The sequence below is a fragment of the Chryseobacterium sp. Marseille-Q3244 genome, assembly GCF_940807095.1.
GTDB lineage: Bacteria > Bacteroidota > Bacteroidia > Flavobacteriales > Weeksellaceae > Chryseobacterium.
In genome coordinates this window covers 188,576-203,365 of record NZ_CALNWX010000003.1, presented here as the reverse complement: position 1 = coordinate 203,365, position 14,790 = coordinate 188,576, and the positions used below count along the sequence as shown (strand labels likewise).

The 14,790-nt window shown below is 35.8% G+C and carries 17 protein-coding genes; 10 read left to right on the top strand and 7 right to left on the bottom strand.

Going from position 1 to position 14,790, the window contains the following annotated elements; translation table 11 throughout:
• Positions 1–100 precede the first annotated feature (100 nt).
• A complete protein-coding gene (locus NBX25_RS06785; RefSeq protein ID WP_250253227.1) occupies positions 101–916 on the bottom strand; it encodes a T9SS type A sorting domain-containing protein in 816 nt (271 codons plus the stop codon).
• 94 nt (positions 917–1,010) lie between these two features.
• Here NBX25_RS06785 and NBX25_RS06780 point away from each other — a divergent pair, with 94 nt between their 5' ends.
• The 9 genes from NBX25_RS06780 to NBX25_RS06740 all read left to right on the top strand — a co-directional run bounded on the left by NBX25_RS06780 (position 1,011) and on the right by NBX25_RS06740 (position 10,554).
• The gene (locus tag NBX25_RS06780; protein WP_250253226.1) at positions 1,011–3,125 is read left to right on the top strand and encodes a TonB-dependent receptor plug domain-containing protein; all 2,115 of its coding nucleotides are present in this window, start codon (positions 1,011–1,013) and stop codon (positions 3,123–3,125) included.
• 12 nt (positions 3,126–3,137) lie between these two features.
• Complete coding sequence (locus NBX25_RS06775) at positions 3,138–4,271, top strand: HmuY family protein (RefSeq protein WP_250253225.1); 1,134 nt, start codon at positions 3,138–3,140, stop codon at positions 4,269–4,271.
• Positions 4,272–4,292: 21 nt separating this feature from the next.
• The gene (locus NBX25_RS06770) at positions 4,293–5,171 is read left to right on the top strand and encodes a heme/hemin ABC transporter substrate-binding protein (RefSeq protein ID WP_123908342.1); all 879 of its coding nucleotides are present in this window, start codon (positions 4,293–4,295) and stop codon (positions 5,169–5,171) included.
• Positions 5,155–6,195: a FecCD family ABC transporter permease gene (locus tag NBX25_RS06765; protein ID WP_123908341.1), complete on the top strand. Its 1,041-nt coding sequence runs from the start codon at positions 5,155–5,157 to the stop codon at positions 6,193–6,195. The genes NBX25_RS06770 and NBX25_RS06765 overlap by 17 nt, the downstream gene beginning before the upstream one ends.
• Positions 6,195–6,968 carry a heme ABC transporter ATP-binding protein gene (locus NBX25_RS06760; RefSeq protein WP_250253222.1) on the top strand — a complete coding sequence of 258 codons (774 nt, stop codon included), beginning with the start codon at positions 6,195–6,197 and terminating at the stop codon, positions 6,966–6,968. Before NBX25_RS06765 ends, NBX25_RS06760 begins: the two co-directional genes overlap by 1 nt.
• Before the next feature lie 2 nt (positions 6,969–6,970).
• On the top strand, positions 6,971–7,621 hold the full coding sequence (locus NBX25_RS06755) for a class I SAM-dependent methyltransferase (RefSeq protein WP_123908337.1): 651 nt from the start codon (positions 6,971–6,973) through the stop codon (positions 7,619–7,621).
• Positions 7,622–7,625: 4 nt separating this feature from the next.
• The gene (locus NBX25_RS06750) at positions 7,626–8,657 is read left to right on the top strand and encodes a hemin-degrading factor (RefSeq protein WP_250253221.1); all 1,032 of its coding nucleotides are present in this window, start codon (positions 7,626–7,628) and stop codon (positions 8,655–8,657) included.
• Between the two features lie 137 nt (positions 8,658–8,794).
• Positions 8,795–9,667 (top strand): ChaN family lipoprotein, encoded by an 873-nt coding sequence (locus NBX25_RS06745; protein WP_250253220.1) that lies wholly within the window; start codon positions 8,795–8,797, stop codon positions 9,665–9,667.
• A gap of 257 nt (positions 9,668–9,924) precedes the next feature.
• Complete coding sequence (locus tag NBX25_RS06740; RefSeq protein WP_123908332.1) at positions 9,925–10,554, top strand: peptide deformylase; 630 nt, start codon at positions 9,925–9,927, stop codon at positions 10,552–10,554.
• 63 nt (positions 10,555–10,617) lie between these two features.
• On the opposite strand, the gene NBX25_RS06735 is transcribed toward NBX25_RS06740, so the two are convergent.
• The 5 genes from NBX25_RS06735 to NBX25_RS06715 form a co-directional block, all read right to left on the bottom strand.
• A complete protein-coding gene (locus NBX25_RS06735; RefSeq protein WP_250253219.1) occupies positions 10,618–11,508 on the bottom strand; it encodes a chitinase in 891 nt (296 codons plus the stop codon).
• 235 nt (positions 11,509–11,743) lie between these two features.
• On the bottom strand, positions 11,744–11,893 hold the full coding sequence (locus NBX25_RS06730; RefSeq protein ID WP_164464379.1) for a hypothetical protein: 150 nt from the start codon (positions 11,891–11,893) through the stop codon (positions 11,744–11,746).
• 37 nt (positions 11,894–11,930) lie between these two features.
• Positions 11,931–12,356: an organic hydroperoxide resistance protein gene (locus tag NBX25_RS06725; protein WP_123860063.1), complete on the bottom strand. Its 426-nt coding sequence runs from the start codon at positions 12,354–12,356 to the stop codon at positions 11,931–11,933.
• Positions 12,357–12,791 carry a MarR family winged helix-turn-helix transcriptional regulator gene (locus NBX25_RS06720; RefSeq protein WP_250253218.1) on the bottom strand — a complete coding sequence of 145 codons (435 nt, stop codon included), beginning with the start codon at positions 12,789–12,791 and terminating at the stop codon, positions 12,357–12,359. It abuts the gene before it with no gap.
• A 30-nt stretch (positions 12,792–12,821) separates the two neighbouring features.
• Positions 12,822–13,454, bottom strand: coding sequence for an NAD(P)H-dependent oxidoreductase (locus NBX25_RS06715; RefSeq protein WP_123860067.1), 633 nt, complete (start codon positions 13,452–13,454; stop codon positions 12,822–12,824).
• A 243-nt stretch (positions 13,455–13,697) separates the two neighbouring features.
• On the opposite strand from NBX25_RS06715, the gene NBX25_RS06710 reads away from it, so the two are divergent.
• Positions 13,698–14,453: an SDR family oxidoreductase gene (locus NBX25_RS06710; protein ID WP_250253217.1), complete on the top strand. Its 756-nt coding sequence runs from the start codon at positions 13,698–13,700 to the stop codon at positions 14,451–14,453.
• A gap of 23 nt (positions 14,454–14,476) precedes the next feature.
• On the opposite strand, the gene NBX25_RS06705 is transcribed toward NBX25_RS06710, so the two are convergent.
• Positions 14,477–14,788 (bottom strand): hypothetical protein, encoded by a 312-nt coding sequence (locus tag NBX25_RS06705; protein WP_123860071.1) that lies wholly within the window; start codon positions 14,786–14,788, stop codon positions 14,477–14,479.
• Positions 14,789–14,790 lie beyond the last annotated feature (2 nt).

The following is a 14,790-nucleotide window of genomic DNA, read 5'->3' as shown; positions in this document are numbered from 1 at the left end:
GTCGTGTTTTTATTAGAATGATCTTAGAACTTGGCTATAAAAAAGCCGAAAGGAATGATCCCTCCGGCTTTATTAAAGGCAAATAATAGTCTGATAAACCTTATTTTTTGATGAATTTTGATTGGATGGTTTTTCCTTCAGCAGTTTCAATAGCGATGAAGTAAACCCCGGTCTGAAGTCCATTGATATTAAATCTTTGTCCGTTCAGTTTTCCTTCTGCTACTTTTAACCCAGCAGAAGAATAGATCTGGATGTTTTTAGGATCTTTTTTCGCTACAAAGTCAAGGGACATATTATCTTCATTAACAAAGAACTTAACTTCATTTTGGGCAATTACCTTGTCATTAACTGCCAAAGAACCTGTTGTATCATAGACAACATCATCAATTTGTACAGCTACGTGCATCGCTGAAGGTGTAAATTTAAACACAAGATATGACGATGTAGATGCTGGTATAGGTACGTTTATATTTAAAATCGTTCCAATTGCAGATACTGTAATAGGATTTCCAACAGGAACAAAGGTTGACATATCTGTAGGATTAGAAGCTAATCCTATCTGAATAGTTCCAGGACCAGGGGATGGAGATACCAAAGTTGTTGTAAACTTCAGTGTTTTGTCTCCTGCAGGAGCCTGGATCTGTGGAGAAATTAAATAAGATGGATTTGTAGGGTTTGTTCCTGAATATGATTGAACAGCTCTGTTGGAACTAGTGTTCGTTACGATCATTCTTGGTGGAACTGGGAATGGGGCTTCATTCATAACCAGTGGGGCTACCACGGTAGACCAGCCAAACTGAGGGAAAGTAGTGTTTCCCGCAGTGAAGTTATCGAAGTTTTCGTTGATAGTTGATACTTGTGCCTTAGCGGTAAAGGCTGTAAGTATCAATGCTCCTAAAAGTAATTTTAGTTTCATGCTGTTATATTTATTTAGAATTATTACACAAAAGTATATATTTATTTTTAATCATTCTAAATAAAGTTTTATATTTGTCGAAATTTTTACCCTTATGAAGAAGAAGGTGCTTTCCGTTCTGTCATTATCCATTGTTTTTTGGATGAATGCACAAGAAAAGGATTCTCTTAATCAAAAGAAAATAGAAGAAGTTGTCATTACAGGGCAATTTACACAACGATCCATTAACAAATCTATATATAAGGTTGAAGTAATAGATGCTGAACAGATCAAAAACATGGCGGCAACCAATGTAGCTGATGTTTTAAATCAAAGTCTTAACATTCAAATCACTCCGGATACCCGTTCAGGAAATTCTACAGCCACTATGATGGGATTGGATGGAAGCTATGTTAAAGTTCTTATTGACAATATTCCGGTCGTAGGAGATACAGGTTTAGGAAGTAATATAGACCTTACCAAACTGTCATTGAATAATATCGAAAGAATCGAGATTGTCAAGGGAAGCATGGGGGTAGAATATGGAAATGGAGCACTTGCCGGGGTGATCAATATTATTACTAAGAAAGGCAGCTCAAAAAAGATCAGTGTAAGAGCTTCTGCTCAGGAAGAGACCGTAAGAAACAACTATGATATCAAGAAAAAAGGAAATGGAAGGCATATCCAGAATATAAATATTGATTATAATATTGATAATAACTGGTTTGCGAATATCAACTTCAACCATAATCAGTTTATGGGCTATGAAGGAAATAAAATGGGCTATAAATATTTAGAAACTGATCTTAAAAGAGGATATGAATGGAATCCTAAAGATCAATATGATGCCTCTGCTTTGATTCGATATTCAAAAAATAAAACTTCCTTCTATTATAAACTTTCGTATTTGAATGAAGGATTCAATTTCTACAATCCTGAAGTGAATGTAGAGCCACTTAATGACGGAAACGGTGGGGCGTTGTATCGAAGTATGGACAGAAAATATAATACCAACCGATGGATTCACCAGTTTAATATTCAGACAAACCTGGGGCATATTCAGTATATGGGAGATTTTTCTTACCAAAACCAGGATAGAAAGTTTCAGGATTATAATTATGATATTCCAAACAGATCTATTCTCAATAAAGAAGAAGAGCTGTCTTACTATAAGACAAATGTAATTTATTCAAGAGGGATGTTCAGTAATTTCCTTGATAATAAAACTTTCGACTTTCAATTGGGGTATGAATTAGATTATACGGATGGTTATGCTTCATTAATCGCCGGTAAATTTTTTACCAAAGCTATCAACAGAACTCTTTTTACCTACTCAAACTTTATTTCGGGAGAATGGAATATATCTGATAAGTTCTCTGTAAGACCAGGTGCAAGGCTTTCAGTAAGTGAAAAATTCAATAATCAGTTTAATTATTCCCTTTCTGCAAGATATAAAATTGCTGAGAATTCAAATTTGAGATTAGTGGCTGGTACAGCAAACCGTTTTCCTACTTATGAAGAGCTTTATACCTATTTTGTAAATCTTAATCATGACATTCAAGGAAACCCTGACCTGAATCCAGAAAAAGGTTTCTCTACAGGAGCATTTTGGGATCAGAGCTTTACAACAGGAAATGATTGGAAGATTGCCTATAGTGTCAGCGGTTTATATCTTGATGTAAGGGATAAGATAGAAATGCTTCTCATCAAAGATCCTTCTACTTACCAGTTTAGAAATATGGATAAATATAGAAATATGTTATTCTCAGCAAATGTTGATTTCAAAAAGGACCAATTGGCACTTTCCCTGAGAAGTGCTTTAGGGGGAACTTCGGTATCCATGAACTCAATGTATCATACTTCACCTACAGATTATCAGTATCAGGTACAGGCAGGAGCTACAGTTAACTATAAACTGAAAAATCCGGGAACTTCATTTGCCCTTTACTATAAATATACAGGTCCTGGAAGGATTTATGTATTTGAAAATGAAACAAGTGGATTTAAGCTTGGAAGAACAGATGGTTTTCATATGATGGACTTTATTGTAAGCCAGCCGTTCTGGAAAGATCATCTGGAGCTTTCAGCTGGAGTGAAAAATATCTTTGATGTTACCAGTATTAATTCTACAGCGATGAAGGCTGAGGCTCATGCTACAACAGCTCCTACAGGTATTGTGAATTTATATTATGGCAGAAGCTATTTTGCCAGATTAACGTTTCAATTTTAAATAAAAGTTACTATGAAGTATTTTAAAATATTTTCGATTCTTTCTGTAATGCTAGCGGCGCAGTCTTGTATTTCTGCCGATGAAGATAAAGTTCCTGCACCCCCTATTACCGGTTCTTCGGTGAATGTGCCTGTGGGAGGAGCTACAGAACCTAATCAGGTGTGGATTGATCTGAGTGATATGGTTAAGGATGAAGAAGAGCCTAGAAAAACTATTAATAAACGAACGGATTGGGACTTAGGATTTTATACAGGCGATGATTTCAGAGTAATTATGAATGGGTCTCTTGCCATGACAGTCATTAAAATACCTAATGCTAAAGATATCAGCAAAGTAAGAGAATCGGATGTAACCAACTTAAAAGATATTGCGCAGGTTGGAACATTTGATGCTGAAAATATGAAGTATATAGATAATCCCAATGGTCAATTTCTAACTCAAACTTCTGGAATTGAACCGATCAAAGAAAATGATGCGGATAATCCTGTTTATTTAATTAATTTAGGAAGAGAAATTCCTCCTGATACTAACATTGGAGCGGGTTCTGTCTCATTATCTGGTGAGCCGAGAGGATGGAAGAAAGTCCAGATTCTAAGGGCTACTAACGGCTACAAAATTCGTTATGCAGATCTTAATGCCGGAAGCGATGGGATTAGAGAGTATATCATAACAAAAGATCCTGAGTATAACTTTGCTTTTTTCAATCTTAAAACAGGAACTCCTGCAAAGATTCAGCCTAAGAAAAAAAGCTGGGATTTAGCCTTTACTACATTTACTAATGAAGTATTTATGAGTCCAGGGAACAGCGCAGGTAGTTACTTTTATGCAGACTTTGTAACTATTAATAGCCTAGATGGAGTGAAAGCATATCAAGTAAATGTTACAGGAAATCTTGAACAAGCGTATGCCGCATTTAAATTAAAGGATGTGGACAATAATAAGTTTATTTTAAACGATCACAGAGCGATTGGAGATAAATGGAGAACAACTACCGGGACAGCAGATAATCCTGTTCCATTTGTATATTCAGATCGTTTCTTTATTCTGAAAGACCCAAACGGTTTTTATTTTAAACTGAAATTCACTTCTATGAAGAATTTAAAAGGAGAGCGTGGCTTTACATCTTTCGCATTCGATCCATTATAATAAATCAAATAATAGTATATCATGAAGAAATTTATCCTTGCAGCTTCTGTTCTTGTAGCAGTGTATTCTTGCAAAAAAGAAGAAGGTGCTCAAAAAGAAAATACAACGGAAGCGACTTCTGAAGCTCCAAAAAGCAACAATAAAATCGTCACCTTAAATGGTGGAATTACAGAAATTGTAAGTGCCTTAGGTCACGAAAAAGAAATTGTAGGAACAGACGTTACCAGTACGTATCCTGTAAGTTTAAAAGCTACAGCTAAAGATCTTGGACATGTAAGATCAATGACTATTGAGCCGATCATGGCAGTAAGTCCTACTTTAATTCTAGCTTCCGATAAAGATATCAACCCTGAATTGATGGGGAAAATCAAAGCTTCTGGCATTAAAACAGAGATCTTTAAGCAGGAATATACTGTTGATGGTACTAAAAAACTGATTGAAGATGTTGCAAAAGCCATTGGAAATACAGATTATAAGAAATTAACTGATAAAATTGATGCAGATTTGAAGCAGGTTCAGCCCTTAGCTAAAAAACCGAAAGTATTATTTATCTATGCTAGAGGAAATATGCTAATGGTAGCAGGTAAAAATACTCCAATGGCCTCTTTAATTAATCTGGCAGGAGGTGAAAATGCAGTGAATGAATTTGAAGATTTCAAACCATTAACTCCGGAAGCGGTTGTAAAAGCTAATCCTGATGTGCTTTTCTTTTTTGAAACAGGATTACAGGGAGCAGGTGGAAACGAAGGAGCATTGAAGATGCCGGGAGTTTCCCAGACCAATGCCGGAAAAAATAAGAAAATCATCGCAATGGATGGAGGGTTAGTTTCAGGTTTTGGACCGAGACTAGGAGAAGCAGCAGTTGGATTAAACAAACTTTTAATTGAAAACGCAAAGTAAACTATACTTTTACATGACAATAAGTACCATACTGCTTATTATTATAGCAGTATGGTCTATTAATACAGGGGTTTACGATTTTGGTGGTAAATCTGCATTTAACGTTTTAGGAAAAGTAATACAAGGAGATTCCAGTTTGTCATTGAGTGATAAATATGTAGTATGGGATGTAAGGGCAGCCAGAATTATTATGGCTGTTTTAATTGGAAGTATGTTGTCTGTTTCAGGAACAAGCCTTCAGGGATTATTCAAAAACCCTTTGGCAACAGGAGATTTAATAGGTCTTACCTCAGGTGCGACCCTATTGGCTGCCATTGCCATTGTTTTAGGAGGACATTTTAAAGAATATCTTCCTGAAGCCGTACAATTTTCGCTGGTAGGAATTTCTGCTTTCATAGGATCTTTTTTATCCATGATGCTGGTATACAGAATTTCAACAAGCGGCGGAAAAACCAATGTGGTTATGATGCTGTTGACCGGTGTTGCTATTACAGCAATAGGATTTTCTATTACTGGTTTCTTAATATATGTATCAAAAGATGAACAGCTTAGAGATTTGACATTTTGGAATTTGGGAAGTTTAGCTGCAGCAACATGGACGAAGAATATTATTCTTGGCATTGTCATGATGGGAGCCTATATTATTTTACTGCCTAAAGGAAAAGCTTTGAATGCCATGATGCTGGGAGAGAAAGATGCGCAGCATTTAGGAATCAATGTAGAAAGGCTGAAGAAGCAGATCATTATTATTGTTGCATTGATGGTGGGAAGTTGTGTTGCATTTTCAGGAACCATTGGCTTTGTAGGTCTTATCGTACCTTATATCTTAAGACTTTTGTTCAAATCCAATTATACTTTTATCCTGCCTTTGTCTGCCGTATTTGGAAGTATTTTGCTTCTGACAGCAGATACCTTCAGCAGAAGTATTGTAGAACCTTCAGAATTACCGATCGGGATTTTGACCGCTTTAATGGGGGGACCTATTTTTATCGCTATTTTGGTTAAATTTAAAAAATCACTGTAATGATCAAAGCACATCAAATTAACTATAAACATAAAGAGTTCCGTATTCTGGATGGGGTAGATGTCTCATTGGATTACGGAGAATTTTTAGCCATTGTAGGTCCTAATGGAGCTGGAAAATCAAGTCTTTTAAGTGTTTTGGCTCATGAAGTGAAATCTGAGAAACGAAAAGTATTATTTAAAGATAAACCTATTGAAGACTGGAATGTAAAAGAACTTTCTATGCATAAAGCAAAGTTTTCACAGCATAACAGTAATGATATTCCTCTTGAAGTAAAAGATGTTGTCATGATGGGAAGGTATCCTTATTTTGATGCACAGCCCGGAAAAAAAGATCTTGAAGCCATGAATAATAAGATGTATGAAACAGATATTTTTCATCTGAAAGAAAGAGAATATAACTCTCTTTCAGGAGGAGAAAAACAAAGGGTGCATCTTTCAAGAGTAATGGCACAGCTGGAAAATGATATTGCCCACAAATTGGTTTTTCTGGATGAACCTCTGAATAATCTGGATGTAAAACATCAATATAAGGCACTGGAAATTATCAAAAATTTCACCAAAAAAACAAACAGTGCGATTGTTGTTCTTCATGACCTGAATCTAGCCGCTCAATTTGCGGATAAAATTTTATTAATGAAATCAGGACAGGTTTCAGCTTATGGAACACCACAGGAAGTTTTTACAGCAGAAAATATCAGCCATGCTTATAACTTTCCATGTACCATCTGTGAACATCCTGTTACGAATAACCCAATGATCATTTTCGGATAACCATGGAAAAAGAAGAATTAAAAATCCTCGCAGAGAATCTGGCCAATCCTCAGGGAGAAAAAGGCGTAGAGATCGGTGAAATGATGAATGCCACTAACATCGGTATGACGTTAGAGAGTATCAGAACCCTTTTGATAGAAGACGATGAAAGAATCCTTGAAATAGGACATGGAAATGCAGATCACGTAAAAAGTATTCTCAATCTGGCCAAAGGACTGAAATACACGGGGATCGATATTTCTGAAACCATGCATCTTGAAGCCAAAAGACTGAATCAGAAGTTTGAAGATCAGGCAGATTTTGTTCTGTATGAAGGGGAAATACTTCCTTTTGCAGATGAGACTTTTGATAAAATATTTACTGTAAATACTGTTTATTTCTGGGAAAATCCGGTTGGTTTTTTAAATGAAATCTGCAGAGTTTTAAAGGATAACGGGACTTTTGTTCTGACCTTCGGACAAAGAGATTTTATGGAGAAACTGCCCTTTACAGCCTATAATTTCACTCTTTATAATAATGATGATATGGAAGAACTGGTTTCAAAAAGTCATTTCAAAAGAATGAAAACTTCAGAAAGAGAAGAAGAAATAAAAAGCAAAACAGGAAACGAAACAATACAAAGAATCTATACAATTTTAACTATAAAAAAATAAAATAATGAGCATATTAGTGAATGATTTAAAGGAAAAATGGGAAGCTCTGAAAGCAGAAAATCCACATATAAGAATAAGAAATGCTGCAGCACAGTTTGGCGTAAGTGAAGCTGAATTACTGGCAACAGGGATTGGAGAAGGAGTAACTGTATTAAACCCTGATTTTCCGGGAATTCTTACAGAAGCAGAGAAATTAGGAAAAGTAATGGCTCTTACCCGCAATGATGAATGTGTTCATGAAAGAAAAGGAATTTACCAAAATGGAGACTTCAGCAGCCCGCATGCTCAGCTTTTCGTAGGAGAGGATATTGATCTTAGAATTTTCCTTAACCACTGGAAATTTGCATTTGCAGTAGTGGAAGGAGACAAAAAAAGCCTTCAGTTCTTTGGAAAAGACGGGTTGGCATTGCATAAGATTTATTTAACTAAAAATAGTGATGAAGCTGCCTTCGATGTTATCGTTGAAAAATTCAAAGCAGAGGATCAGAGCCAAGCTTTCACATTTGAGGCAGTAGCTCCGAAACAGGCAGAAAAACCGGATACAGAAATTGATGTTGAAGGATTTAAAAAGGCATGGACAGAATTAAAAGATACTCACGATTTCTTTATGATGACCAGAAAGTTTGGGGTAAGCAGAACTCAGGCTTTAAGATTGGCTCCGGAAGGCTTTACTCAGAAAATTGATAACTCAAAAGTAGTTAACATCCTTGAAGAAGCTTCAGAAAAGGGTACACCAATTATGGTTTTCGTTGGAAACAGAGGAATTATCCAGATTCATACCGGAAATGTAAAGAAAACCCTTTGGCATCAGCAGTGGTTCAATGTAATGGACCCTGATTTTAACCTACACTTAGATGTAACGAAAATTGCAGAAGCATGGATCGTGAAAAAACCGACTGAAGACGGAGAAGTTACAGCGATTGAAGTATTCAATAAAGAAGGAGACTTTATCGTTCAGTTCTTTGGAAAAAGAAAACCTGGAATTCCTGAACTTCAGGAATGGAAAGATCTTGTAGCAACTCTTGAACAACAATAATAATTAGATGATTTTAAGAGAGGCCGTTTTGTTTGTAAAATTCAAGGCGGTCTTTTTCTTTTAGATTTTGGGAAGCATGATAAAAAGCCCCAAATATTATGTAATTTGTCATTAAATTAAAATACTAAAGATAAAAAATGAAGAATCTTTTAATAGCGGTTTTGCTGGCGGGTTTCTGTTCACTTAAGGCACAGAACTTTAAAGCATATCAGTTCTATGACCAAAAAGGTAAAGAAATAAAAACGGATAAATTGGTGAAGGAATTGGCAGATTATGATGTAGTTTTCTTTGGTGAAAATCATAACAGCTCTATCAATCACTGGCTTCAGCTTAAAATAACAGAAGCTTTATTTGAAAAGAAAAACGGACAGCTTATTCTGGGTGCTGAAATGTTTGAAAGAGACAATCAGGCTCAGCTGAATCAGTATCTGAGTGGAAAATTTGATGCTAAAACATTGAAAGATTCTGCCCGCCTTTGGAATAATTATGCAACAGATTATAAACCATTGGTTGATTTTGCTAAAAATAAAAAAATTAATTTCATAGCAACCAATATTCCGAGAAGATATGCCTCACAAACGGCAAAAGAAGGAATTGAATCTTTGAATAAGCTAAGTGATAAAGAAAAAACATATCTTGCTCAATTACCCATCAAGGTAACCTTAGATACTCCGGGATATCCGGAAATGAAAGCCATGATGGGGGATCATGCGGAAGGAACTAAAGTGATGAACTTTATTTCAGCGCAGGCTACAAAGGATGCTACCATGGCTGAGTCTATTCTGAAAAATATCCAGTCAGGAAAGACGTTTATTCATTATAACGGTAATTATCACAGCAAGGAATTTGGCGGTACCTATTGGTATATCAAACAGAAAAATCCAAACTTAAAAATGGCGGTGATTTCTGTTTTTGAATCAGAAAATCCTGAACTGAAGGTTCCTTCAAAGGATTATATTCCAACAGAATTTAATCTGATTATTCCGAGTGATATGACGAAGACTTTTTAATTTTGTTTTCCGCAGATCACACAGATTACGCAGATTTTTAAATAATCAGAACAATGTCAAATTCAATAGGAACGGGCTTTAGCCCGTTCTTCTTTTATATAAAAATCCAATGGCTTTAGCCAAAACCTAATCACCCATAAAATCAAAGCTTCAACAGTAATTTCCAGCCTCCCTCTTTCAGCTTCCTATTCTAAAACTCCAAAACAATGATCCATTTTCAACAGACAATCTCTACCTTTGCATCACATTCAATTTGTATGAAAAAACTATCTATTCTATTGATACTTTTTGCAGGAGTATGTAATGCTCAAAAATTCACTTCAGATGAAATTTCTCTAATCAATAAAGGGGATGTAAATGCAGCATTACCAATTTATCAGACTACAGACGCTCATCAGCATAAAACCTTGTTGAATCTCTCCTCAGAAATCAACCCAACTGATCCTAATACGGCTGTTCTCGTGAAAAGGATGAAGGAATCTCTTCTTTCAACTGATGGTGGAGTAGGTATTGCGGCTCCGCAAGTAGGGATCAACAGAAAAGTGATTTGGGTACAACGTTTTGATAAAGAAGGAACCCCTTTGGAATATTTCATCAATCCGGTGATTGTATGGAGATCGGATCTGCAAAATCTTGGACCCGAAGGAGATTTGTCAATTCCTGATTTCAGAGATCAGTTTTACAGAAGTAAAGTCATTCAATTCGAATATGTGGATTTGAAAGGACAAAAATATTCAGAAATCGTAGAAGGATTCACCGCTGTTATCTTACAACACGAAATAGATCACCTTTTCGGAATCTTAATCTCTGACAAAAAAGAAAAAGAGAAAAATGATTCCTATAAAAAGGTAGATGCCTATCAGAAAAGTGATTTGAATAAGAGATAGATTCCAGATAATATAATAAATTCTATAAAAAAGGCTACAAGCATTATGTTATAGTCTTTTTTCTTAATTGCCAAATGGCTTTTGCGTACTGCAGCTGATGTTTTTTCCGGGGTTCACTCCAAAATATTGACAAAAATAGCGGTAGTATTCATAGCGGTATTGTGTTTTGGGCTGTGTGGTAGATTGCCCACATTCAATACCACCATTGATAATATTTACTGTAGTTCCAAAACCGGAGATTCTTCCGCTTTCTTTGTCTTTTTCTGTAGGCAGCCATTTTCCGGTCATCACTTCATGACAAGAGGGCTTAGGAAATTGGGGAGTCATCCAGAACCAGATAGCAGAGGCAAAAGATAAAACATTGTTTTCAGCCAGAAGTCCGGGATTTTTTAAAAGTATATTTTTATCACCAAACCAAGCTTCACTAAATTGTCCGTAGTTGTAATTCCAACTCAGCTGCTTAGGACCACGGCCGTAATAAGCCTGTCCTGCTACCGGCGGATAGTTAACCTTAGAAGGATCAGAATAATTATTTCCATTTCCCTTATTGTTTTCTTCGATAAAATAAAGTCCCCACTTATAATAGCCTCCCGGAGCATCATCCCAGCCGCCACTTGTTTCCTGAGCGATATTGGCCAGAAATGCAGCAAGCTCTCTCTTCTGATCCTCCTGTGTTCCTTCATTCAGAAAATGAGGGAAGTGGGTAGCTGCTTTTATAAATGCCTGATAAGAATAAAAATCCTGATGATTCCTGTTTTTTCCCTGGATATTATTCCTGTTGGGGAATAACAGATTCCAGGTTTTAGCATTTATAAGTTGGTTAATATGCGTTGCTGCTTTAGTATCATTAATCTGTTGCAAAGGGGTGTCATTCTGCCGGGATTGGGCACAAGACCGGCTGTAAGAAGTCAAAAAAAGACCTAAAGAAATTATTATGAATGGTAATGTTTTCATTATTTACTTGTATTCGATACTTTTCTGATATCTTAAAACAAAATCTTCACCATTTTCATAATCCACCGGATTCACGAATGAAATAATTCCTGTATTGGACTGTAAAACATCTTTAAGTTTATTGAAATATTCTTTTCCTGTTTCCTAGACTTGCATCCAGAGTTAAGCTCATAATTAGTTTATCATCATTAGTAATATTGGCTCCAATCATTATTCTATGAGGATTATTATGAGATTAATTCCAATAAAAGGTTTGATCCAGTCCTTTATTTTCAATAAAATAGTTTACCATTTCATCTTCGGTGGTAAATACATACTCTTCATATCTGTGTTCATCTGAGAAAATCTGTGGTAAAAAATAAAAATGAGCTGTTTTGAATTTCAAAACAGCTCATTTCAAATATAATTATAAAAAAATTGGATTAATCATTGTTGGTTACAGAAAGCTTAACCTCAATATTGTTTCTTGTTGCATTAGAATAAGGGCAGATCTGGTGAGCTTTCTCTGTTAAAGACTGAGCTTCTTCGATAGAAACTCCCGGAATGTTTACATCCAGTTCCACAGCCAATCCGAAACCTCCGTTTTCAATCTGACCGATGCTTACCTGAGCAGTCACAGTTGTTTCACCAGTTGTTACTTTACCTAAGCTGATTACTCTGTTCAAAGCACTGTCGAAGCAAGCAGAATATCCCGCTGCGAAAAGCATTTCAGGATTAGAGAAGTCATCATTGGCTCCTCCTAGTGCTTTTGGCATTTTTACTTCAAGATCCAAGACTCCGTTTTCACTTTTTACATGGCCATTTCTTCCACCTGTAGCAGTAACTTTTGTTGTATATAACGTTTTCATTTATTTTTCGATTTTGTTTAATATTTTTAAAACTGTTTCTTTAAGCTCCAACAGTTCTTCAGGCTGTATCCCGATTTTTTTCTGGATCTTACCCGGAATTTCGCAGGCCTTTTTCTGAAGCTGTTTTCCGGCTTCATCTAAAAATACTTCAACAACTCTTTCGTCTTCTTTTTTTCGTTTTCTTGTAATAAACCCTTTTGCTTCCAGCCTTTTGAGAAGTGGAGTTAATGTTCCGCTGTCCAGAAACAGTTTTTCTCCGATATGGCTTACCGTAAGTCCGTCACCATTCCATAATACCATCATGACCAGGTATTGCGGGTAAGTGATGTCCAGCTCATCAAGAAAAGGTCGGTACAATCCTGTGATTTCCTTAGCAATTACATATAACGGGAAACAGATCTGGTTTTCTAATTTGGGTGTATTTGAATGTTCCATAAGATTGAATACGAAAGATTCGTGAAGGTATTACTTTTTAATGATAAACTCATCCATTGGAATACGGACTTTTTTCATAGAAGACAGCCAGTCATTGGCTTCGTCACGGTATCCAAGATATAAAAGGCTTACACTTTTCAAGCCTAATTCTTTTAATCCCAATACTTCATCTACTACTGCATTACTGAATCCTTCTGCCGGAGTACTGTCGATTTTAAGTTCAGCAGCCTGTGCAAGAGCAATTCCTAAAGCAATATAAGTCTGGCGGGCTGTGTGAGCAAAATGTTGTTCAGGAGTTTGTGCTCCATACATCTCTTTGATCTTATCTGTATAGCTTCCAAAACGTCCTCTCGGAAGATCTCTTACATCAGTATGATGGTCATATACTTTGTCGATTTTATCATTAGAATAGCTATCCCATGCAGCAAAAACCAATACATGAGAAGAATCTCTCATCACTTCAGGGTTTAAAGCACCGGCAACCATTTTATCTTTTAATTCCTGATTTTCTACTACAATAATGCGGAAAGGTTGTAGCCCGGATGAAGTAGGAGCCAGTCTTGCTGCTTCAAGAATTGTATTTAAATCTTCGTTTGATACTTTTTTAGTCGGGTCATAAGCTTTTACGGCGTGTCTCCAGTTTAAGTTTTCTATTAATGACATTTTCTTTTATTTTAAATTAAACTATTTGTCAATTGTTGAGTTCCAAATTTTATTTTGTGACGAATTCACTATGCAAATATATAGACAATTAAATTGCGTACAATTTAATTTTGAAATATTTTATTGATAACTATTATTTATTTTATAAAAGAATGTGAATAGATTTTTGTTTTCAGCATGATTCGGATTTTTTTCCATCATAAGGATAACAATCTTTGCCGTAGAATTTTAAAACTAAAAACAATGCAGAGATTTAAAAACAAAACAGCAATTATTACTGGTGGAACTAATGGGATGGGCTTAGCAACGGCTCAAAAATTCCTGGAAGAAGGTGGTAAAGTTATCATCACCGGGCGAAGTGAAGAAACGGTTAATAATGCTTTGAAGAAGTTAGGGGAAAATGCTTTCGGAATTATATCCAATGCAGGAAATATGATAGACTTGTTAAAATTACAGGAAGAGGTAAGAAAATATACTCAACAAGTAGATGTTATTTTTGCCAATGCAGGCTATGGAAAGTTTGCACCGGTTGAAAGTGTAAATGAAAGCCATTTTGATGAACTCTTTAATGTATTGGTAAAAGGACCCTTTTTCACAGTTCAGCAGTTGTTACCATTGATGAAAACAGGAAGTTCAGTTATTTTTAATACTTCTGTGGCTACAGAGATTGCTATGAATAGCTTTTCAGTATATACTGCAGCAAAATCAGCCGTACAGTCGTTCATTAAAACATTTGCGGTAGAACTTACAGAACGTGGAATTCGTGTGAATGGAGTAAGCCCGGGGCATATCAAAACCAATATTTTTAACAATACAGGGTTGGCTCCTGAACAAATTGATGCTGCAGTTCAGGATATTATTCCTACCATCCCTTTCAAAAGACAGGGCGATCCTGATGAAATTGCCAGTGCAGTTCTGTTCCTTGCTTCAGAAGACGCATCTTATATTCATGGTGCAGAGATCAAGGTAGATGCCGGAATTTCTGTAATAAGGGCATAGGTAGAAGGAAATGAAGAAAAAAATTATTTCACCTCATTGATCTCTTTGACCATATTGGTTTTACTTTCAACCCCTATATTATAGGTTTTACCTTTTTTAAAACTTAGATTAGCCTTTTCCATCAAGGTTTTATAATCAGAAGACTTTTTTGAAATATAAAAAACCTGAGCACTTATTCCAATAGCGACACGTACAACTTCTTCCGGCTTATCCGGGTCTTCAAGAATATTGTTGATGGTTGCATTATTATACCAGGTTAATTTCTGGGATTCAGGGTTGGAAGAACAGGATGTAATCATGGTAAACAGTAACAATAAATAGGTCCAGGCTTTCATAA

Coding starts and splice junctions, on each gene's coding strand:
- NBX25_RS06780 (WP_250253226.1), top strand. CDS start 1,011: ATGAAGAAGAAGGTGCTTTCCGTTCTGTCATTATCCATTGTTTTTTGG.
- NBX25_RS06705 (WP_123860071.1), bottom strand. CDS start 14,788: ATGAAAGCCTGGACCTATTTATTGTTACTGTTTACCATGATTACATCC.
- NBX25_RS06770 (WP_123908342.1), top strand. CDS start 4,293: ATGAAGAAATTTATCCTTGCAGCTTCTGTTCTTGTAGCAGTGTATTCT.
- NBX25_RS06710 (WP_250253217.1), top strand. CDS start 13,698: ATGCAGAGATTTAAAAACAAAACAGCAATTATTACTGGTGGAACTAAT.
- NBX25_RS06740 (WP_123908332.1), top strand. CDS start 9,925: ATGAAAAAACTATCTATTCTATTGATACTTTTTGCAGGAGTATGTAAT.
- NBX25_RS06750 (WP_250253221.1), top strand. CDS start 7,626: ATGAGCATATTAGTGAATGATTTAAAGGAAAAATGGGAAGCTCTGAAA.
- NBX25_RS06735 (WP_250253219.1), bottom strand. CDS start 11,508: ATGAAAACATTACCATTCATAATAATTTCTTTAGGTCTTTTTTTGACT.
- NBX25_RS06785 (WP_250253227.1), bottom strand. CDS start 916: ATGAAACTAAAATTACTTTTAGGAGCATTGATACTTACAGCCTTTACC.
- NBX25_RS06775 (WP_250253225.1), top strand. CDS start 3,138: ATGAAGTATTTTAAAATATTTTCGATTCTTTCTGTAATGCTAGCGGCG.
- NBX25_RS06755 (WP_123908337.1), top strand. CDS start 6,971: ATGGAAAAAGAAGAATTAAAAATCCTCGCAGAGAATCTGGCCAATCCT.
- NBX25_RS06720 (WP_250253218.1), bottom strand. CDS start 12,791: ATGGAACATTCAAATACACCCAAATTAGAAAACCAGATCTGTTTCCCG.
- NBX25_RS06725 (WP_123860063.1), bottom strand. CDS start 12,356: ATGAAAACGTTATATACAACAAAAGTTACTGCTACAGGTGGAAGAAAT.
- NBX25_RS06760 (WP_250253222.1), top strand. CDS start 6,195: ATGATCAAAGCACATCAAATTAACTATAAACATAAAGAGTTCCGTATT.
- NBX25_RS06715 (WP_123860067.1), bottom strand. CDS start 13,454: ATGTCATTAATAGAAAACTTAAACTGGAGACACGCCGTAAAAGCTTAT.
- NBX25_RS06745 (WP_250253220.1), top strand. CDS start 8,795: ATGAAGAATCTTTTAATAGCGGTTTTGCTGGCGGGTTTCTGTTCACTT.